21 protein-coding genes are annotated in these 19157 nt (G+C 64.8%); 2 read left to right on the top strand and 19 right to left on the bottom strand.

The genetic code is table 11. The annotated features are described in order from the left end of the window. Nucleotides 1–50: 50 nt before the first annotated feature. The 15 genes from ACHIRB_RS10385 to nadA form a co-directional block, all read right to left on the bottom strand. Nucleotides 51–2774, bottom strand: coding sequence for an AAA family ATPase (locus ACHIRB_RS10385; RefSeq protein ID WP_395123564.1), 2724 nt, complete (start codon nucleotides 2772–2774; stop codon nucleotides 51–53). Between the two features lie 59 nt (nucleotides 2775–2833). Continuing rightward, nucleotides 2834–3013: a tautomerase family protein gene (locus ACHIRB_RS10380; protein ID WP_395123563.1), complete on the bottom strand. Its 180-nt coding sequence runs from the start codon at nucleotides 3011–3013 to the stop codon at nucleotides 2834–2836. A gap of 22 nt (nucleotides 3014–3035) precedes the next feature. Further along, the gene (gene hisI, locus ACHIRB_RS10375) at nucleotides 3036–3383 is read right to left on the bottom strand and encodes a phosphoribosyl-AMP cyclohydrolase (protein WP_395116751.1); all 348 of its coding nucleotides are present in this window, start codon (nucleotides 3381–3383) and stop codon (nucleotides 3036–3038) included. A gap of 24 nt (nucleotides 3384–3407) precedes the next feature. Further along, on the bottom strand, nucleotides 3408–4181 hold the full coding sequence (gene hisF, locus ACHIRB_RS10370) for an imidazole glycerol phosphate synthase subunit HisF (protein WP_199706764.1): 774 nt from the start codon (nucleotides 4179–4181) through the stop codon (nucleotides 3408–3410). Next, entirely contained in the window at nucleotides 4178–4996 is an 819-nt protein-coding gene (locus ACHIRB_RS10365) for an inositol monophosphatase family protein (RefSeq protein ID WP_395123562.1), read from the bottom strand. Before ACHIRB_RS10365 ends, hisF begins: the two co-directional genes overlap by 4 nt. Before the next feature lie 10 nt (nucleotides 4997–5006). Further along, a complete protein-coding gene (gene priA, locus ACHIRB_RS10360; protein WP_395123561.1) occupies nucleotides 5007–5741 on the bottom strand; it encodes a bifunctional 1-(5-phosphoribosyl)-5-((5-phosphoribosylamino)methylideneamino)imidazole-4-carboxamide isomerase/phosphoribosylanthranilate isomerase PriA in 735 nt (244 codons plus the stop codon). 11 nt (nucleotides 5742–5752) lie between these two features. Beyond that, nucleotides 5753–6013: a hypothetical protein gene (locus ACHIRB_RS10355; protein WP_395116755.1), complete on the bottom strand. Its 261-nt coding sequence runs from the start codon at nucleotides 6011–6013 to the stop codon at nucleotides 5753–5755. Then, on the bottom strand, nucleotides 6010–6642 hold the full coding sequence (gene hisH, locus ACHIRB_RS10350) for an imidazole glycerol phosphate synthase subunit HisH (protein ID WP_395123560.1): 633 nt from the start codon (nucleotides 6640–6642) through the stop codon (nucleotides 6010–6012). Before hisH ends, ACHIRB_RS10355 begins: the two co-directional genes overlap by 4 nt. Further along, entirely contained in the window at nucleotides 6639–7790 is a 1152-nt protein-coding gene (locus tag ACHIRB_RS10345) for an MFS transporter (RefSeq protein WP_395123559.1), read from the bottom strand. The genes hisH and ACHIRB_RS10345 overlap by 4 nt, the downstream gene beginning before the upstream one ends. 7 nt (nucleotides 7791–7797) lie before the next feature. Further along, nucleotides 7798–8421 carry an imidazoleglycerol-phosphate dehydratase HisB gene (gene hisB / locus ACHIRB_RS10340; RefSeq protein WP_395116938.1) on the bottom strand — a complete coding sequence of 208 codons (624 nt, stop codon included), beginning with the start codon at nucleotides 8419–8421 and terminating at the stop codon, nucleotides 7798–7800. Then, nucleotides 8418–9554: a histidinol-phosphate transaminase gene (locus tag ACHIRB_RS10335; protein ID WP_395123558.1), complete on the bottom strand. Its 1137-nt coding sequence runs from the start codon at nucleotides 9552–9554 to the stop codon at nucleotides 8418–8420. Before ACHIRB_RS10335 ends, hisB begins: the two co-directional genes overlap by 4 nt. Then, entirely contained in the window at nucleotides 9551–10912 is a 1362-nt protein-coding gene (gene hisD, locus ACHIRB_RS10330; RefSeq protein ID WP_395123557.1) for a histidinol dehydrogenase, read from the bottom strand. Before hisD ends, ACHIRB_RS10335 begins: the two co-directional genes overlap by 4 nt. Before the next feature lie 129 nt (nucleotides 10913–11041). Beyond that, nucleotides 11042–11914, bottom strand: a complete 873-nt coding sequence (gene nadC / locus ACHIRB_RS10325) for a carboxylating nicotinate-nucleotide diphosphorylase (RefSeq protein WP_395123556.1) — start codon at nucleotides 11912–11914, stop codon at nucleotides 11042–11044. Nucleotide 11915: 1 nt separating this feature from the next. Further along, on the bottom strand, nucleotides 11916–13505 hold the full coding sequence (locus ACHIRB_RS10320; protein WP_395123648.1) for an L-aspartate oxidase: 1590 nt from the start codon (nucleotides 13503–13505) through the stop codon (nucleotides 11916–11918). A 44-nt stretch (nucleotides 13506–13549) separates the two neighbouring features. Beyond that, nucleotides 13550–14575, bottom strand: a complete 1026-nt coding sequence (nadA, locus tag ACHIRB_RS10315; protein ID WP_395123555.1) for a quinolinate synthase NadA — start codon at nucleotides 14573–14575, stop codon at nucleotides 13550–13552. A gap of 73 nt (nucleotides 14576–14648) precedes the next feature. On the opposite strand from nadA, the gene ACHIRB_RS10310 reads away from it, so the two are divergent. Further along, on the top strand, nucleotides 14649–15356 hold the full coding sequence (locus tag ACHIRB_RS10310; RefSeq protein WP_395123554.1) for an NUDIX hydrolase: 708 nt from the start codon (nucleotides 14649–14651) through the stop codon (nucleotides 15354–15356). A 27-nt stretch (nucleotides 15357–15383) separates the two neighbouring features. Here the strand turns inward: ACHIRB_RS10310 and ACHIRB_RS10305 are convergent, their stop codons facing one another. Genes ACHIRB_RS10305 through bioB form a run of 3 tightly spaced genes read right to left on the bottom strand, consistent with a single transcriptional unit; the run spans nucleotide 15384 to nucleotide 17228 of the window. Further along, on the bottom strand, nucleotides 15384–15986 hold the full coding sequence (locus ACHIRB_RS10305) for a DUF2567 domain-containing protein (RefSeq protein WP_395116769.1): 603 nt from the start codon (nucleotides 15984–15986) through the stop codon (nucleotides 15384–15386). Next, nucleotides 15983–16192: a biotin synthase auxiliary protein BsaP gene (gene bsaP, locus ACHIRB_RS10300; protein WP_199706933.1), complete on the bottom strand. Its 210-nt coding sequence runs from the start codon at nucleotides 16190–16192 to the stop codon at nucleotides 15983–15985. The genes ACHIRB_RS10305 and bsaP overlap by 4 nt, the downstream gene beginning before the upstream one ends. Before the next feature lie 22 nt (nucleotides 16193–16214). Next, on the bottom strand, nucleotides 16215–17228 hold the full coding sequence (bioB, locus tag ACHIRB_RS10295) for a biotin synthase BioB (protein WP_199706774.1): 1014 nt from the start codon (nucleotides 17226–17228) through the stop codon (nucleotides 16215–16217). A 109-nt stretch (nucleotides 17229–17337) separates the two neighbouring features. On the opposite strand from bioB, the gene ACHIRB_RS10290 reads away from it, so the two are divergent. Continuing rightward, the gene (locus ACHIRB_RS10290) at nucleotides 17338–17925 is read left to right on the top strand and encodes a TetR family transcriptional regulator (protein ID WP_395116771.1); all 588 of its coding nucleotides are present in this window, start codon (nucleotides 17338–17340) and stop codon (nucleotides 17923–17925) included. A 64-nt stretch (nucleotides 17926–17989) separates the two neighbouring features. On the opposite strand, the gene ACHIRB_RS10285 is transcribed toward ACHIRB_RS10290, so the two are convergent. Continuing rightward, complete coding sequence (locus ACHIRB_RS10285; protein ID WP_395116773.1) at nucleotides 17990–19153, bottom strand: alpha/beta fold hydrolase; 1164 nt, start codon at nucleotides 19151–19153, stop codon at nucleotides 17990–17992. Nucleotides 19154–19157 lie beyond the last annotated feature (4 nt).

Genomic DNA, 19157 nt, shown 5'->3' with positions numbered 1-19157 from the left:
TCGCTTGATCGGCCAAGCGTATGACCATCCCGCGATCGGCGCAGGGAGAGCTACAAATACAACCCCGTCGACGGCTCGTCACGTTCGGGCGCGGCATCACGAACATCTTCGACGCGAACGAGCCGCAGCTCGTCGACGTCGGGTTTCGCATCCGAGCTGGTCAGCCTTATCGCCTGCTGACCGAGGATCGAGTCGATCAGGTGCCGCATCGCGCGGGCATTGCCGAAACCGTTGCCGCGCTTCATCCGTCCGACGATTCCCGTGACGCGGTCTACGACACCGTCCGCGAGGACGAGCCCGGATTCGACGATCATCGCCTCGAAGATCGTCACGAGTTCGGCGTTCGAGTAGTCCGGGAATTCCAGCTGCCGCGCGAACCGCGACTCCAGTCCGGGGTTGGACGCGAGGAACCTCGCCATCTCGTCGCCGTAGCCTGCGACGATCACCATGAGGTCGTTGCGGTGATCCTCCATCAGCTTTACCAGTGTCGCGACAGCTTCGTGCCCGAAGTCGCGGTAGCTGTCCGGCGGTGTGAGCGCGTACGCCTCGTCGATGAAGAGCACGCCACCAAGGGCGCGTTCGACGGCAGCGCGAACCATCGGCGCGGTCTGGCCGATGTAGCGACCGATCAGATCCGCGCGCGAGACCTCGACCAGATGCCCGGACGACAACATCCCGACCGAACTGTAGATCCGCGCGAGCAACCGGGCGACCGTCGTCTTGCCGGTACCGGGGTTGCCGAGAAAGGCAAGGTGGCGCGTGGGTGGCCGGACCACGATCCCGGCTTCACGGCGCAATTCGAAGGCGGCAGCTTCAGCGCGCAGTAGCCGCACCTCCTCTTTGATCGAGTCGAGCCCGACCAGGGCGTCCAGCTCCCCCATCGGATCACCGATCTCGCTCGCCGCGCCTGCGACGTCGGTGGGGAGGTCGTCGGCGGTGACGGTCGCCGCGGTGTTGTCGGTCCGTGCGCGAGCCGCGGTGACGGCATCGTTGGCGAACGCCGAGACCAGGTGGCCGTTGCGCAAATTGCGGAAGGGGCGAATCCCGGCCAACCGGCTTCCTGCGGCCGCGACGGTCTCGTCGTCGACGGTGCCACCCAGTCGAACGACTTTGCGCCGGAACAGGTCTGCGAAAGTAGGCTCGTCGAGGTCGTAGGTCACTGCCGTACGGAACTCGCGAGCGAGAGCGGGGTTCGCGTCGTACACAGCACGATGTCCGTTCTCGCTGCACAAGGCGATGACGTCCAGACCCTTGTGCTCGTCGAGCAACCGCAACAATTCGCGTCCGACGCTGTTGTCCACCTCGGAGGAGGTCAGCAACTCGTCCAAGCCGTCGACCACGAGCACACGTTTGCCTGCGCACGCATCGACTTCACGGCGAAGCAATTCGATCGAGGCTCCGACGCTGCGGTCCGCAAACATCGCGGCGGGCAGCCAGCGGGTCGGTTCGACAGCGCCAACTCCACGAAACGCGTCGGCGACCATGTCGACGGCGACGCCTTTGCCGGTTCCAGCGGGCCCAGCGATGAGCAGTCGTATTGCGGCACCGCCACTTTCGGCCGCGCCGATGATCGCCGCCTTCAGCTCGGGCTGGCCGACGATCGACAACGCCGCAACCTCGTGCGGCTCGGGTTCGTCGCCGAGCAGCAGGGTGTCCCCATCGCCGATCGCGTGCGCCTTGGCAATCGAATTGATGACGCGACGCCGCGTCACCATCGAGCGCAGGCTTTCTTCGAAGTCGTGCACCGGCACCGACGACGACTGGTTCCCGTACCGGGTTTGCGCACGATTGGGCACCCCGTACGACGCGCCGTCGAGCCTGCGGGCCATGTCCAACCAGGTCCGGCAATGCGCGAGGTGACCATCGATCGCAGCACGGACCAACCAGCGAACGGTTGCGTCCTTCCATTCGTTGGTGTCGAAATCGCCTGCCAGTTCCTGCATTTGAGCTTCGACCGCGGTCAGCAGATCGATGCCGAGCGACGCAACCAATGCACTCGGCGCGAACTTGACCCCGGCGGCGAGCAGCAGTCGCGCGATCGCGGTCGCGACCTTGTCACCACCGACAGCGCCGGCCAACGTGCGATGAATGGCGACGAACCCGTCGGCAGCCCAGGTCAGATAGCCGACCGGACCACTCAACTCGGGCAGTGCGTCGACGATCTCGCTGTCCGCGAAATCACCCCACCTGTCGGCGAATTCTTCGATCGGTGCGGTGAGATCCCATTCATGTTCGGCCTCGTCGGCCGCACGGTCGTCGATCAGCTTGGCGAGCGCCGCCCTTCGGGCTTCGATCGGCTCGAAACCTGCGAATACGTCGACACATTCGCGCAGCATCGCCAACGCAACCTCGCGGCGGTCACGGTCGGTGCCCGCCGTCTCCATCAGCGCCCAACCCGGCGGGCGCCAACGACCGTCCTGACCACGAACGAAGTTCCACCGCGGACGCGACGGTGTCAGTTCGGAACTCCGAAACGGATCGGTGACCGCGAAGACCATCTCGCCCCAATAGCCCGACCGCACAGCACATGAGCCGAGCAGAAATCCGAGCATGCCGTCGAGGGTTGTGGCAATACCGTTGTGCGGCTCGCGAAACCCGCGCTGCGAATCGACCGTCCACTCGCTGACCCGCGGATCTTCGACCAAACGCGCTGCCCGACTGTGCATCTCGTCGAGTAGCCCGGCGGGGATTCGCCACGGACCGAACGAATAGAGGTCGATGACGGGCTCAGCCGCATAGGAAAGCTCGAACTCGGGCGGCAGTGTAAAGCCCACGGAGTTTCCAAACGTGCTCACGTGGCGCAATCTACAGCCAGTGCGGTGTTCACCGAGGGTCAGCCGAGAGGTTTGCCTCCGACACCCCAGGCTTCACGGGGAATGTCGGTCAGGGTGACCCACACCGCGGCGGGATTCTTGCCCGTCGCCTCGGCATATGCGGCGGTAACCGCGGCGATCGCAGCGCGCTTCTGGTCGGCGGTCAATCCGGGCGTCTGGCTGATCTGAATCAAAGGCATGCGGCCATCCTGCCGCATACTCCTACGCGTCGGACGCGAGCAGCACGTCGGAATCGAAGCACGTATGTGTGCCGGTGTGGCACGCAGCGCCGATCTGATCGACGACGAGCAGAACGGTGTCGCCATCGCAGTCGAGGCGCACTTCGTGCACGTACTGCGTGTGACCGGACGTCTCGCCCTTCACCCAGTACTGCTGGCGCGACCGCGAATAGTAGGTCCCCTTGCGGGTTTCCAGGGTGCGAGCAAGCGCTTCGTCGTCCATCCAGGCGACCATCAGTACGTCACCTGTGCTGCGCTCCTGCGCTACTGCCGAAAACAGACCGGCGTCGTTGCGCTTCAATCGCGACGCGATGGACGGATCAAGACTCATACCCCAGTTATACCGGTGGGCCGATCAGCGGACGACGATGCCCTCCGCGCGCATGACGTCCTTGACCTCGGAAATTCGCAGGTCACCGAAGTGGAAAACGCTCGCAGCCAGCACCGCATCGGCCCCGGCCTCGACCGCGGGAGCGAAATGTTCGATCGCACCCGCACCACCACTCGCGATAACGGGGACGAAGACGGCAGCTCGGACCGCACGAATCATCGGCAGATCGAAGCCTGCTTTCGTTCCGTCCGCATCCATCGAGTTGAGCAGAATTTCCCCCACCCCGAGTTCGGCACCGCGCACCGCCCACTCGACGGCGTCGATACCGGTTCCCCGTTTTCCGCCGTGGGTAGTAACTTCCCAACCGGACGGCGTGTCGGGTTCACCGTCTGGAACCGTCCGCGCGTCCACCGACAGCACGATGCACTGCGACCCGAAGCGTTCGCTGAGTTCACGTAGCAATTCGGGGCGCGCGATGGCCGCGGTGTTCACCGACACCTTGTCGGCACCAGCTCGCAGCAGCCGGTCGACGTCGGCAACGCTGCGCACACCACCACCGACGGTCAATGGGATGAACACCTGCTCTGCCGTGCGGGTGACGACGTCGATCATCGTGCCGCGGTCCGACGTCGACGCTGTGACGTCGAGAAACGTCAGCTCGTCGGCACCTTGCGCGTCGTACGCCGCGGCGAGCTCCACCGGGTCGCCGGCATCGCGAAGGTTCTCGAAGTTGACGCCTTTGACGACACGACCGGCATCGACGTCCAAGCACGGAATGACTCTGACTGCGAGTGTCATAGTCCGATCCCTTCATCCGCACCAACAGACCCGATGATCCCAAGCAGTTCCTCGTGCACGCCCGGCGCGGCGGCAAGAACCGACCGCGACCCGATCGTCCACGGCATACCGGCAAGATCGGTGACGACGCCTCCAGCGGCGCGAACCTGCGCGACGCCCGCCGCGTTGTCCCACGGATGGTGACCGAAAACGACGGCACCGCCGAGAACACCAGCGGCTGCATAGGCAAGGTCGACACCGGTGGAACCGTGCATGCGCAGACGCGACGATTGTGAGCTCAATGCGCCGAGCAACAGATGTCGGTAGTCACCACGGATGACGCCGCGGCTGTCGACGTTGAACGCACCGAAGCCGATCATCGAGGACGAAAGCGACGCTCTTTTCAGGGCCGGGACCGGCTCGGCATTGCGATACAGCGGACCTTCAGGTCCTGCTGTGTAGCGCTCGCCGAGCAGGGGCAGCCAGGTCAGACCCAGCACCGGCTGACCCTCGTGCACAAGCGCAAGGAGCATGCCGCACAACGGAAGTCCGGCGGAGTAGTTGAACGTCCCGTCGATCGGGTCGAGCACCCACGACGTACCCGACGCCAGTTCCGGACCGCCGAATTCTTCGCCGTGAACTTCGATTCCGGTGCGGTCGAACAACTCTGTGGAAAGCCGACGTTCGAGTTCGAGGTCGACCGCGGTCGCGAAGTCGTTGGGCCCCTTCTGAACCGCGCTGGGAGCGCCGACGCCCGCGACGAACCGCTCGGACGCCGCATCCAGCAGTTCGCTTGCGACAGCGAGCAGTTCGGCGGGGTCAGCTGGCAGAGTCATCGGTTTCCGGCTACTTCGACACCGCGGCGAGAGCGTCCACAAGAGTGAATCGTCCGGCGTACAAGGCTTTTCCGACGATCGAACCCTCGACACCGTCGTCGACCAACGTCGCGATCGCTTCGAGGTCGGCGATGCACGAGACGCCACCGGACGCGATAACGGGGGCGCCGGTCGCCGCGCAGACCTCACGCAGCAGATCGAGATTGGGGCCGTTGAGCATGCCGTCGCGGCCGACGTCGGTGACGACGTAACGCGAGCAGCCGTCGCGGTCGAGACGCTCCAGCACCTCCCACAGGTCGCCGCCGTCGGTGACCCAGCCGCGGCCACGCAACTGGTAGCGGCCGTCGATCAGCCGGACGTCGAGGCCGACTGCGATCCGGTCGCCGTGCTTGGCAATCGAGCGTGCACACCATTCGGGATTTTCGAGTGCGGCCGTGCCGAGGTTCACTCGCGCGCAGCCGGTCGCCAACGCGGCTTCCAAGGACTCGTCGTCGCGGATGCCGCCGGACAGCTCGACCTTCACGTCGAGTTCGCCTACGACCTCGGCCAGCAGCTCACGGTTGGAGCCGCGCCCGAAGGCGGCGTCCAAGTCGACCAGATGGACCCACTCGGCGCCGTCGTTCTGCCACGCCAACGCGGCGTCACGGGGCGAACCGTAGCTGGTCTCGCTACCGGCAGCACCTTGGACAAGTCGTACGGCCTCACCGTTCGCAACATCGACGGCAGGCAAAAGAACCAGGCTCACGTGCGTAAACCCTACTGCGTCGGATGCGGGTCGGAGTGCTCGGGATCATCGGAATCACCGAACGCACGGTTCGTGATGCGTGTCGCAACGATGCCGAGTGCTGCGACTGCGGCGAACACTCCGATGATCGCTATCGCGAGCAGAACGCCGGGTGGTGCCGGAATCGAGACGACAAGCACAGCGGTGATGATCAGGACCAGGGTCGCCGCCCCGATCGAGAAGATCACCAGCTTGGCGTAGGACAGGTCGGGTCGTGAGCTGCCTTGTGTCACAGGCTGTTCACCCAGTTCTGGAGTAGGACCGCACCTGCGTCGCCCGACTTCTCGGGGTGGAACTGGGTAGCTGACAGCGGACCGTTCTCGACGGCGGCGAGGAAGGGTCCACCGTGTTCGGCCCAGGTCAGTTTCGGCGGCGCGAGCAGATCCGAGTCCGGCAGATCCCAGGTCTGAGCTGCGTAGGAGTGCACGAAGTAGAACCGAGTTGCGTCGTCGAGGCCTGCGAATAGCACACTCTGTGGTGGCGCAGCAACCGTGTTCCAGCCCATGTGCGGCAGCACAGGCGCTGGAAGCCGGCCAACGGTGCCTGGCCATTCGCCACACCCCTCGGTCTCTACCCCGAACTCGACGCCTCTGGCGAACAGGATCTGCATCCCGACGCAGATGCCGAGCACGGGTCGACCGCCGGCGAGCCGTCGGCCGATGATGCGTTCGCCCCTGACCTCGAGTAGGCCAGCCATGCACGCGGCATAGGCACCCACGCCAGGCACGACAAGCCCGTCGGCAGCGAGCGCGGTATCGAAATCGGACGTCACCTCGACCCGTGCCCCGACCCGCGCAAGCGCGCGCTGGGCGGAATGCAGGTTGCCGGAACCGTAATCGAGCAGCGCAACCGACTTCGTCATGCCACAAGGGTAAAGGGCACGGCGAGCGCGACTGCCACGGCGGCAACCACGAACGCCAACGAGTAACCCTGCACTGTCGCGAGGACCCCGAGCGAGAGTGCACCGATGCCGGTGCCGCCGTCGTACGCGATGTTCCACGCAGCGCTCGCCGAGCCGCGCCGGTAGGGACCGGCGGCAGCGAAGATGACGACGAGACTGTCGTTCTGGCAGGCACCGAAGCCGAGGCCGAGCAATGCCCCGCCCACGATCACTCCAAGTGCCCAGACGTCGCTGTGCAGCGCAAACGCGAGCAACGCGAGCCCCGTTGCGGCAACGGCCAGCGACGGTACGAGCAGTCGCCCCGGACCGAACCGATCCGACAGAGCTCCGGCCGCGTACCGACCTGCAACCTGAAATGCGCTCGTCGCGGCCAACGCGATAGTCGCAACGATCGCGACGTCATGGGTCGCGATGGGCACGAGGCTGGTGACGCCACCGAGTGCTGCGGCCAGCACGATCATCGCGAGCAGTGGGCCGAGCAGAGCCGTCAACGGCAGCCGGACCCGACGTTCGCCGTCGCCGCTCGACTTGGGATACACGTCCGGCAACAAGGCAACCGCTGCCATGGCTACCGTCGGGATGAGGGCACCGATGACGAAAACCGGAGCAGTCGAGGTGAGATCGACGAGCGCCAAGCCTGCGGGCAGACCGACAACCTGACCACCTGCCGATGCGATACCGATTGCAGCGCTTGCCCGTCCGATTTGATGGTCGGGCGTGATCTCGGCGACAAAGGCAGCGCCGGCGACGGTGATGAGCCCGAACCCGATGCCGCGGACTGCGGATATCCCGAGCACCGGAATCGCGTCGGTCGACAGGAGCAGCGCAAAGGCGGGCAGGCCGAGCAAGGCGGCTCCTGCGGCGAGGACACGGCGATAACCCCACGCTCGCAACAATTTCGGCGTTGCCAACTGCACAGCAACTGTCGCCGCCATGAACACCGCCGTGCTCGCACCGGCAATCGCGTCCGACTCACCGGACAGCGACAACGCAAGCGGCACAACGGGAAGCAGCATCGCCCAACCGCCGAACACCGCAGCACCGATACCAAGAATCGTCGGCAGTCCTCGTATGGAGAGCAGCGACGGCTGCCGTGGTTCGGACGCCACTAGCGCATCACAAAGTGCCCTTGGTGGACGGCACTCCGCTGACCCGTGGATCGGGCTCGACCGCCGCCCGCAGTGCACGAGCAACCGCCTTGTATTCGGCCTCGGTGATGTGGTGTTGATCTCGGCCGTAGAGCACCCGAACATGCAGTGCTATACGGGCATTGAGTGCGATCGACTCGAACACGTGGCGGTTGATCACCGTCGAGTAGGGCGCGCCGCCCTTTGCCGGGTCGCCGGGAATGATGGCGTGCAGCAGGTGATCCGGCTCGCCGGTGTGCATGCAGTAGGGGCGACCGGACACGTCGACGGCCGCGTGCACGAGCGTCTCGTCCATCGGAATGTAGGAGTCACCGAATCGGCGGATGCCGACCTTGTCCCCCAGTGCTTGGCCGAGCGCCTGGCCGAAGACGATCGCGGTGTCCTCGACCGTGTGATGCGATTCGATCTCGGTGTCGCCCTCGGCGTGCACTGTCAGGTCGAAACTGGCGTGCGTGCCGAGTGCGGTGAGCATGTGGTCGTAGAACGGCACGCCGGTGGAAATATCGACGATGCCCGTGCCGTCGAGGTCGAGCTCGACGACGATCGACGACTCCCTCGTCGTACGTTCGACTCTCGCTTTACGTGACATCAGCTCGCTCCACATTCTTTTGCAATTTCCGTAGCAACCAATTTCTCGCTGACCCGCAACAGTTCGTCATTCTCCGCTGCCAGGCCAATGGTCGCACGCAAATATCCTTCGATACCGACGTCGCGGATCAACACGCCCTCGTCGAGATAGTGCTGCCACGCTCGCGGTGCGTCGGCGAAGCGACCGTAGAGGACGAAGTTGGCATCACTGGGGACGACGTCGAAGCCGAGCTCGGTCAACCTCGCCATCACCCGATCGCGTTGCGCCGCAAGCTCTGCCACGCTGCCGAGCGTCTCGTCCGCGTGACGGAGGGCGGCACGAGCAGCGGCCTGCGTGACTACCGACAGGTGATACGGCAGGCGCACCAACAGCATTGCGTCGATGACGGCAGGAGCCGCGACGAGATAGCCGAGCCTCCCGCCCGCAAACGCGAAAGCCTTACTCATCGTTCGAGATACGACGAGCTTCGTCGGATACTTGTCGATCAACGTCACCGCACTCGGCGCTGCCGAAAATTCACCGTAAGCCTCGTCCAAGACCACGATTCCAGGCGCGGCATCGAGTATCGCCTCGAGGCCTTCGAGCGGAATGCTGTGTCCGGTCGGGTTGTTCGGACTCGTCACGAAAACGACGTCGGGTCGACGTTCGGTTATCGCCAGCACCGCGTAGTCGATATCGAGAGAGAAGTCGCCGTTGCGTTTGGCTTCGATCCATTCGGTGTTGATGCCGGTCGAAATGATCGGGTGCATCGAATACGACGGGACGAAACCGAGGGCACTGCGTCCCGGTCCGCCGAAGGCCTGCAGCAGTTGCAGCAGAATTTCGTTGGAGCCGTTGGCCGCCCACACGTTCGCCGTCTGCACGTCAACACCGGTCTGAGTTCGGAGGTACGCCGCGAGGTCGGTACGCAATGCGACAGCATCACGGTCCGGGTAGCGGTGCAGTTCGGCAGCCGCTGTACGAACCGATTCCGCGACATCGTCGATCAGAGCCTGCGTCGGCGGGTGCGGGTTCTCGTTGGTGTTCAACTGCACCGGCACGGTCAATTGCGGTGCACCGTACGGCGTTTTGCCACGCAGACTTTCGCGAATCGGCAGTTGGTCGAGGTGTACACCGGAGCCCGGAGCCGGGTTCACCGCTGATCCTGTCGCGGCCCACCGGCCAGGCTCTCGAACCGCAGCCGAACCGCTTCACCGTGTGCTGGAAGATCTTCCGCGTTCGCGAGCGTCACGACATGACCGGCGACCTCGTCGAGTGCGGCTTCCGAGTAGTCGACGACGTGGATGCCCCGAAGGAATGTCTGCACACTCAATCCGGACGAGTGCCGCGCGCAACCTGCGGTCGGCAGCACGTGATTGGAGCCTGCGCAGTAGTCGCCGAGGCTCACGGGCGACCAGGGCCCGACGAAAACCGCTCCGGCACTTGTCACTCGCGCCGCAACGGCGGAGGCGTCGGCGGTCTGAATCTCGAGGTGCTCGGCGGCGTAGGCGTTGACGACACGTAGGCCTTCGTCGATGTTCGGGACGAGTACGGTCCCGGATTGCCTGCCGGACAGGGCTGTTGCCACGCGCTCCTGGTGTTTGGTGACGTCGAGTTGGGCTGTGAGAGCGTCGTCGACGGCATCGGCGAGTTCGACACTGTCGGTGACGAGCACGCTTGCGGCGAGGACGTCGTGCTCGGCCTGACTGATGAGGTCGGCGGCAACGTGAACAGGGTCGGCGGTCGCATCGGCCAAGATCGCGATCTCGGTCGGGCCCGCCTCGGCATCGATACCGACCAGGCCGCGGCACAGCCGCTTGGCTGCGGTGACGTAGATGTTGCCTGGCCCGGTGATGAGGTCGACGGGTTCGAGTTCGGCAGAGTCGGTATCGGTTCCGCCGTAGGTGAGTAGCGCGACCGCCTGTGCGCCACCGACCGCCCACACCTCGTCCACGCCCAGCAATTTGGCTGCAGCCAGGATCGTCGGGTGGGGCAGACCGCCGAACTGCGCCTGCGGCGGCGATGCGACGACGAGGGAGTCGACCCCTGCCGTCTGGGCCGGAACTACGTTCATCACGACGCTCGACGGGTAGACAGCGTTGCCGCCGGGCACGTAGAGGCCCACCCGAGCAACAGGAATCCAGCGTTCGGTGACGGTGCCCCCGGGGACCACCTGGGTCGTCCTGTCGGTCCGCCGCTGGTCGGCGTGGACCAGGCGCGTGCGCTCGATCGCAACCTCGAGTGCCGCGCGAATCGCGGGATCGAGCTCGTCGAGAGCGCGCTGCAACTGGTCTGCCGGCACCCGGACCGTCGTCGGGGCGACGCCGTCGAACTTCTCGCTGAACTCGTTCGCCGCCTCGACACCGCGGTCGCGAATGGCCTCGACCACGGGACGAACCTGATGCAGTACCGAGTCCACGTCCACTCCGCCACGCGGTAGCGCGGCACGAAGTTCGGCCGTTGTGGTGGTTCGACCGCGCAGATCGACGCGGGCGAGCTGGGTACGGGCTGGCATCGGTTTCCTCTCGAGACTGACGCACCGGACAGGGCCTTAACGTCCTTGGGACGCCCTTGGCGCACTACAAGGATACTTCCAGCGCATTCGCGGCCCGACCGAGCCGACTGATCGGCCGTCCGGGCCGACTCACATGTCCAGACCGAGGTCGAGGACCGAGACCGAGTGCGTCAACGCACCGATTGCCAGGTAGTCGACGCCGGTGCTTGCGTATTCGGCTGCGACGTCGAGTGTCAGACCGCCCGACGATTCGAGCTTGGTCTGCGGCGCGTTGGTGTTGCGGCGCTGCACGGCCATCTGGGTCTGCCAGAGCGGAAAGTTGTCGAGCAAGACCAGTTCGACGTTCTCGGCGAGGACGGCATCGAGTTGTTCGAGGCTGTCGACCTCCACCTCGCACGCGATGTCGGGGCGAAGCTCACGCACAGCACGCAGGGCCGCGACGACCGACCCCGCCGCGACAACGTGGTTGTCCTTGATCAAAGCGGCATCGCCCAGGCCCATGCGGTGATTGACGCCGCCACCCATCCGGACGGCGTACTTCTCGACGGCACGGAGTCCGGGGAGTGTCTTGCGGGTGTCGCGAATCTTGCAGTGGGTTCCTTCGACGGCATCGACCCACTCTGCGGTCGCGGTTGCGATACCGGACATGTGGCACAACAAGTTCAGCATCGTGCGCTCGGCGGTGAGCAGTTGCCGAGTCGGCGCCAGCACGCTCAGCACCGTGGTGCCCTTGTCGACTCGGGCGCCGTCGAGCAGTCGTTCGGTGACCTCGTACTTGCCTGCGCCGATCACCTCGTCGAGTACGAGCAGCCCGACGTCGATCCCGGCGACGGTTCCCGGCGAACGCGACACGACGGACGCCTTTGCAACCGCATCCTCGGGAACGGTTGCGGCACTGGTCACGTCGGGTCCGTAGCGGAGGTCTTCTTCCAAAGCGGTCCGGATCACCCGCATCACGTCTTCGAGCAAATCCGAGTCGAGTGATAGAGAGTCTTCGACCATCTCAGCGCACCTTTTCAAGAGTCTGTTGGGAAATCCGAAGTTCGCCGCCCTCGTCCATCCGGATCGGAATGCTGTGCCGCTGTACGTCACTGGTTTCCGTATAGTCCGACCGGGTATGGCAGCCGCGGCTTTCCAGCCGAGCCGAGGCAGCGAGGACCAACGCGTTCGCTGTGACGGTGAGTGCCGAATCTTCGAGCGCCGTAACGTCTCCCGATCCCCATTTCGGAGCCGCGACCAGTTGGGTATAGGCATTCGTCAGACCGGCATTGTCGCGAACGACCCCTGCGTTGTCCGTCATCAACTGCTGGACGTGCGCGCGAGGCAGTCGCGCGGTCGCCCACAACACCGAGTCACGTACCTGGGCGGTGATGCCCTTGCGTTCCGCTGCCGCGATGCCAGCACGCTCGCCGACGACAAGCCCTTCGAGAAGACTGTTGGACGCCAATCGATTTGCGCCGTGCAGGCCTGTGCGTGCGACCTCACCCGCGGCATACAGCCCGGGCACACCGGTGTGACCGTTCACGTCGGTCACGACGCCGCCGCACTGATAGTGCGCCGCGGGGGCGACCGGGATCAGCTGCGTGGTCGGGTCGATACCGGCAGCGAGACAGGATGCGGTGATCGTCGGAAAGCGTTGCGCGAAGCCGTCGATGCTGCGTGCATCCAGGAAGACGTGATCAGTGTCGAGCTGTCGAAGGCGAGCTGCGATAGCCTTCGACACCACGTCGCGCGGGGCGAGATCTCCGCGCGGATGTACACCGGCCGTCACCGAATTACCCTCGGTATCAACCAGCTTCGCGCCTTCACCACGGACCGCTTCGCTGATCAACGGGCGTCGACCGACCCCACCGGATGCGAACAACACAGTCGGGTGGAACTGAACGAACTCGATGTCGGCGACAGTCGCGCCGGCGTCGAGTGCGAGCGCCACTCCGTCTGCCGTCGCACCGGGTGGGTTGGTGCTGCACGCGTACAGCTGACCGAGCCCACCCGTAGCGAGCAGTACCGAGGGCGCATGTACGACGCCGTAACCCTTGTCGGACAGCACGATTACACCTTGCACTCCCGACATCGGGTCGGTGACGATCCGTGCCGCAGCAGCGCCGAACAAGACCGGCAGGCCTGCCGCGTTGAGAGCGCGCTGCACTTCGGCACCGGTCGCGTCGCCGCCCGCGTGAATGATGCGGCGCGTGCTGTGGCCGCCTTCTCGGGTCCGCGAGACCTTGCCGTCTCGACCGAGATCGAACACGGCTCCGAGGTCGGTCAACGATGCGATGGCGTCCTGACCACCGGACACGATGGATTCGACCGCAGCAAGGTCGCAGAGACCCGCACCGGCTTCCATCGTGTCCTTCACGTGGGACGCAACCGAATCGCGCTTCGGCGCGACGACGGCGATGCCGCCCTGCGCGTATTGCGTCGACGTGTCGGTCGGTCCGCCTTTGCTCAGGGTCAGGACGCGCAACCCGCGCAGCGATGCCGCGCGGGCAGCCGTCAGCCCTGCGACGCCACCGCCGACGACGATGAGATCGGCTTCGGCTTCCCACGAGATCGGCAGCCTGCGGTCCGCGAACCATGCGCCCGCAGTGATCTGGTCGGGTGTCAGAGCTCCCCCGGTCCCCCCCGATCCCGTTGTCACTCGCCCCCGCCAGGAGTGCCGATCTCGATCATTCGCTGCACGGAACCCCGCGCCAACTCGGCAGTTTCGGGGTCGACGTGCACCTCGTCCTTGCCTTCGATCAAGCAACGCAACAGCGCCGCTGGAGTGATCATCTTCATGTACTTGCAGGACGCACGGTCGTTGACCGCCTGGAAGTCGATGCCGGGTGCGGCTTTTCGGAGTTGGTGCAACATCCCGATCTCGGTCGCGACAAGCACTTCCTTCGACTTCGCGACCTTGGCGGCGTCGATCATGCCGCCGGTGGACAGGATGTGCACACGATCGGCTGGGAAGGCCCCTTCGCCCGCGAGATAGAGAGCCGATGTGGCGCAACCGCATTCGGGGTGCACGAACAGTTCCGCGTTGGGGTGCGCCTTTGCCTGTGCCGTCAGTTCGTCGCCGTTGATGCCGGCGTGTACGTGGCACTCCCCTGCCCAGATGTGCAGGTTCTTGCGGCCGGTGATGCGCTTGACGTGCGCGCCGAGGAACTGGTCGGGAAGGAAGAGCACGTCACGATCCGGATCGACGGACGCGACGACGTCGACGGCGTTGGACGACGTGCAGCAGATGTCGGTCAACGCTTTGACCTCGGCAGTGGTGTTCACGTAGGAGACGACGACTGCGTCAGGGAACTCCGCCTTCCAGGCGCGGAGATCGTCGGCGTTGATGGAGTCGGCCAGCGAGCACCCTGCGCGCGCATCGGGAATCAGCACCGTCTTGGTCGGGCTGAGGATCTTCGCGGTCTCTGCCATGAAGTGGACACCGCAGAAGATGATCGTGCCCTCGGTCGCCTCGGCAGCGATCCGCGACAGAGCGAGCGAGTCGCCGACGTGATCGGCAACATCCTGGATCTCCGGCAGTTGGTAATTGTGCGCGAGGATCGTCGCATCGGCTTCACGTGCGAGTCGCTTGACCTCGTTCGCCCACTCCGGCGTCCCGGTCAGGCCGGTGAACCCACCCGGGCCGTCCACGATCTGAGATTCCAGCAGTGTCGTCGCCATGTCGACTCCTTCCACGTCCCCGGTGGCTGTGCCGAGTTCGCGTTCTCGAGGTTTTCGACTTAGGATCGAAAACATGCTTCATAGTAGCACCATCCACGAATCGCTCACCGCGGTGTTCCAAGTTAGACACTTCGACGAGCGTCCTGGAGTCGACGAGCGAGCCGAGCTCGCGGTCCTACTCTGGCAACGCGCGCTGGACCCGCAAGCCGGGACCTGGTCGCTGCCCGGCGGAAAGCTTCGCGACGACGAAGACCTCACCACATCGGCGCGACGGCAACTCGCCGAAAAGGTCGACGTCCGCAACCTTGCCCATCTCGAGCAGCTGTCGGTTTTCAGCGATCCCTGCCGCGTGCCTGGCCCACGAAGGATCGCGTCGACGTTCCTCGGGTTGGTGCCGTTGACCACCGATCCGCAACTACCGCCCGACACCCGCTGGCACTCTGTGTGGTCGCTGCCGGAGATGTCGTTCGACCACAGCATCGTCGTCGAACACGCACGGACACGGCTGGCCGCCAAGCTGTCCTATACGAACATCGCATTCGCCCTCGCACCGCCGACGTTCACCATGTCCACACTGCGCGAAATCTATTGCGCTGCACTTGGATACGACGTGGACACCACCAACCTGCAGCGCGTCCTCAGCCGCCGCAAGGTGATCACACCGACAGGGACGACGTCCTCCCCCGGACCGGCAGGTGGTCGACCGGCCGCGATGTACCGGTTCACCGATTCACAGATCCGCGTCACCGACGAGTTCGCTGCCCTGCGGCCGCGGGTATGAGCAAGATCCGCAAACGCAGTTCGTCCGTCACCAACCAGTCGAGAGATTCCGGCTACTCGACCATTCGTTCGGGTCAACGTCGACGTTGTGCGATGGGTCCGTGTTCGGCCGCGCGACCCCCAGATCGTCGCGAGGACTCATCGCCGCAAGGACGAGGACTGCCAGGCTGGCGAACAGCGGCTGGACCAGCAGAACGACCGGTGTCCCGACGCTCGGCGCAATGGCAACTATTTGATCGAGCGCGGGTGAATCGACGTGCGGAAACCGAAGCGTCGCAACAAATTCCGCGAAATACTTCATCGCGACGACGCCGACCGCCGAACCGAGCAGCAAGCCGAGATACAGCACCGGCCCGCGATTCGCCCGCAGCTGCCAGCCTGCGACCGCGGTCAGTATTCCGACGACCGCGCCGATACACCCGAACATCGCCAGACTGTCGAATTGGTGCGCGCTCTCCCCGGTCAGTGCGGCGCCACTGTCGGGCCCGACGACGACGAAATGTTCAGCGGGCGCGATGAAAGCCCAGATCACGGCTCCGAGCAAACTGACGACGACGGTGCCGATGGCAACCAACGCAGCGGCAGTCGGGTCGCTGCGGCGGTCCGTACTCGGACCCCTCGCAGCCGTCACCGCTGGTGCAGATCTGCAGAGTCGATCACGCCGTGCCGGGAACATTTGGCCCACCAGCCGTCCGGACTGACCTGAACGACCATGCGCCGACCGCACTCCTCACAGAAGCGCGGCGGTTCCAAACCCAGCGCTGCGGCGGCCGGAACTGTGTCCTCGTGACCGGGAACGATCCGCAGACCCGTGAACGGGTTGTAGCGCTCATCCATACCGACAGATGATGTCACGTCTCTACAGCGTGTCGTTGAGAGCCTTGATCGGCATCTGCAGCTCGACGAGCAGATTCAGATCCTGCTCCGCGGGCCGGCCGAGCGTGGTCAGGTAGTTGCCGACGATGACGGCATTGATGCCGCCGAGGATGCCCTGCTTGGCACCGAGGTCGCCGAGTGTGATTTCGCGGCCGCCTGCAAAGCGCAGGATGGTTCGCGGAAGGGCAAGCCGGAACGCGGCGACGGACTTGAGCGCCTCGCTCGCGGGCAGCACCTCGAGGTCGCCGAACGGCGTACCCGGGCGCGGGTTGAGGAAGTTCAGTGGAACCTCGTCGGGCTCGAGCTCGGCAAGGTTCGCCGCGAACTCGGCGCGCTGTTCCAGGCTTTCGCCCATGCCGAGGATGCCGCCGCAGCAGACCTCCATGCCAGCGGCGCGGACCATACGCAGCGTCTCCCAGCGCTCTTCCCACGTGTGCGTCGTGACGACGTTCGGGAAATGCGAACGGGACGTTTCGAGGTTGTGGTTGTAGCGATGCACGCCCATCGCGGCGAGCTGGTCGACCTGCTCCTGGGTGAGCATGCCGAGCGAGCACGCGATCTGAATGTCGACCTCGTTGCGGATCGCCTCGATACCGGCAGCGACCTGCGCGAGCAGTCGCGCATCCGGACCACGGACGGCGGCGACGATGCAGAACTCGCTCGCACCGCTCTTGGCTGTCTGCTTCGCTGCTTCGACAAGGCTGGGGATGTCGAGCCACGCCGCGCGCACAGGCGACTGGAACAGACCGGACTGCGAGCAGAAGTGGCAGTCCTCGGGGCAACCGCCGGTCTTGAGGCTGATGATGCCCTCGACCTCGACCTCAGGGCCGCACCACTTCATCCGAACGTCGTGGGCGAGACCGAGCAGATCTTCGAGTCGGTCGTCGTCGAGACGCAACACCTCGAGAACCTGCTCTTCGGTAAGTCCCACACCACGTTCGAGCACCTGCTCGCGTGCAGTGGCGAGGATGTCGAGCCGGGCAGGTGCCTGCGTCATGCGGTTTTCCCTTCGGGTGCAACTTGAACGGTGTTCAGGCTAGGGTAGCGACAACCCGTAGTCAAAACAGGGCTGCAGTCGACAGGGTGTGTTCAACCAGGAGGTATTCGTGCAGCTGCGTCGACACGACGTGCTCGATGGTGCGATCGCGATCCTCGACGAGTACGGACTCGCCGACCTCACGATGCGGCGGCTGGCAAGTTCGCTGCACGTTCAGCCCGGCGCTCTGTACTGGCATTTCCCGAACAAGCAGACGCTGCTCGGCGCGGTTGCCGACCGCATCCTCGAACCGATCGACGCTCCGGTGACGGCCGTCAGTTGGGACGGTCAACTTCTCGAGCTCGCTCATCGACTGAGAGACGCTCTGCTCTCCATTCGCGACGGAGCGGAATTGGTCTCCGCCACCTACGCGTCGCGGCTCACGACAACGCAGGCGCGCGAGAAGTTCGTCAAAGCCGCACTGCGAGCGGGGATGCCGCGGTCCGAAGCCGAGCTTGCCGCATACACACTGCTTTACTACGTACTCGGCCACACCGTCGACGAACAGTCACGTATGCAGATGGACTCCTACGGCGCGCTCACCGAAGACGCCTCTCCCCTGTTCGAAACTCCGGATGCGACAGCACGATTCGACTTCGGTCTGCAACTGTTCGTCGGTGGCGTTCGCAATCGCCTCGGAGACCGGGTCAGGGCCTAGCTGCGCGACCGCGGCAACGGGGGACCCTGCGCAACCCACAGTAGGCCCACCTGATTTCCTGCGGTCAGGGACCGCTTTGCTCCGAATCCTGCTGGCTCCCTGTGTCGTCGATTCGCAGCAGAAATGGCGCAACATTGTCCGCGATCGCGGCGTTGTAGTCGAGAGATCTCTGAATGGGGTTCGCATGTCCGGTGTTGCGCATCCGCACCACGAGCAGCAGGCCCTGCGGTCCCGCTGTCTCCTCGGTCAGGACCTGCTCGGTGTACTCGACATCGACGACGTCGTCGTCGAGCGCACGGCGAGGTCGCAGATAGACGATCATGGGCCGACGTTTGTCATCATGCGGCTCTGCCAGAGCCTCGAGATTGTCGACGGCGCCGGACGCCACGATTACTTTGAACTGCGCCTCGATCAGCCCGTTGCTCGCAGCATTGCGGGACAGCAACTTGTCGTGCAGCACCTCGGCGACCGCGTCGACGAACTCGACCGGATCCACCTTCCAACCGGGCGAGTACAGATCCCAGAACCGATCACGCCGCGCACCCATTTCGACCAGAAAGCGCAACGACCGACTTTCTCTCGCACCGGGGACCCAACCCATCCATCGGAGCATGTTCTCGCCCGTGTCCCGCTTGTCCGACCGAACGGCGTGCAAGCTCACCGGCGTGCAATCCAGCAATACGCCGATCAAATTTATGTCGGTCTCCTGATGGATATGCTCGGCCACTTCGAGGGCAACGACTCCACCCATGCTGTGACCCGCGACGAACAGATTGTCGATACCCTCCTGATCGGCCCGCTCGGCAATGATCCTGCTGATCACCTGGGTGTCGATACCCCCGTTGTCGTATTTGACGACCCACACACGCCCGATCGCCGCCAGCGACGGCAACGCCGCGGCCGTTGGACCCGCATCCAAACTTCCGAGTCCGACGAGGTCGACAACAGCGGTGTACCGCTTGTCCGGATCTGCCGAATCGAATACCTCGTAAACCTCGGGCCGGGTCAAGGCCAGACGATCACGCTCGGGTAGCACGTCGACGTTCCAGTACTGAGCGAATGCCGCAGCGAACCCGAGCACGACAAGTAGTACTCGAATCAGGACGCGACGCGAGCGGCCTAGTGTCCGCCACCGTCTGCCAAACCGGGTTTCCCGCAACCGGGCTATCCGGTTGGCATCGTCCCAATCGGAGACCGTCGACGGATGTCGAAAAACCTGCTCGGACATTTGA

It is taken from the genome of Antrihabitans spumae, assembly GCF_043944905.1.
GTDB lineage: Bacteria > Actinomycetota > Actinomycetes > Mycobacteriales > Mycobacteriaceae > Antrihabitans > Antrihabitans spumae.
The sequence above is the reverse complement of the archived record's forward strand: the minus strand, read 5'-3'. Positions and strand labels throughout refer to the sequence as shown.

Coding starts and splice junctions, on each gene's coding strand:
- bsaP (WP_199706933.1), bottom strand. CDS start 16,192: ATGGATGAGCGCTACAACCCGTTCACGGGTCTGCGGATCGTTCCCGGT.
- nadC (WP_395123556.1), bottom strand. CDS start 11,914: ATGGTCGAAGACTCTCTATCACTCGACTCGGATTTGCTCGAAGACGTG.
- hisD (WP_395123557.1), bottom strand. CDS start 10,912: ATGCCAGCCCGTACCCAGCTCGCCCGCGTCGATCTGCGCGGTCGAACC.
- ACHIRB_RS10380 (WP_395123563.1), bottom strand. CDS start 3,013: ATGCCTTTGATTCAGATCAGCCAGACGCCCGGATTGACCGCCGACCAG.
- ACHIRB_RS10365 (WP_395123562.1), bottom strand. CDS start 4,996: ATGACTCTGCCAGCTGACCCCGCCGAACTGCTCGCTGTCGCAAGCGAA.
- hisF (WP_199706764.1), bottom strand. CDS start 4,181: ATGACACTCGCAGTCAGAGTCATTCCGTGCTTGGACGTCGATGCCGGT.
- hisI (WP_395116751.1), bottom strand. CDS start 3,383: ATGAGTCTTGATCCGTCCATCGCGTCGCGATTGAAGCGCAACGACGCC.
- ACHIRB_RS10310 (WP_395123554.1), top strand. CDS start 14,649: ATGCTTCATAGTAGCACCATCCACGAATCGCTCACCGCGGTGTTCCAA.
- hisH (WP_395123560.1), bottom strand. CDS start 6,642: ATGACGAAGTCGGTTGCGCTGCTCGATTACGGTTCCGGCAACCTGCAT.
- nadA (WP_395123555.1), bottom strand. CDS start 14,575: ATGGCGACGACACTGCTGGAATCTCAGATCGTGGACGGCCCGGGTGGG.
- bioB (WP_199706774.1), bottom strand. CDS start 17,228: ATGACGCAGGCACCTGCCCGGCTCGACATCCTCGCCACTGCACGCGAG.
- ACHIRB_RS10285 (WP_395116773.1), bottom strand. CDS start 19,153: ATGTCCGAGCAGGTTTTTCGACATCCGTCGACGGTCTCCGATTGGGAC.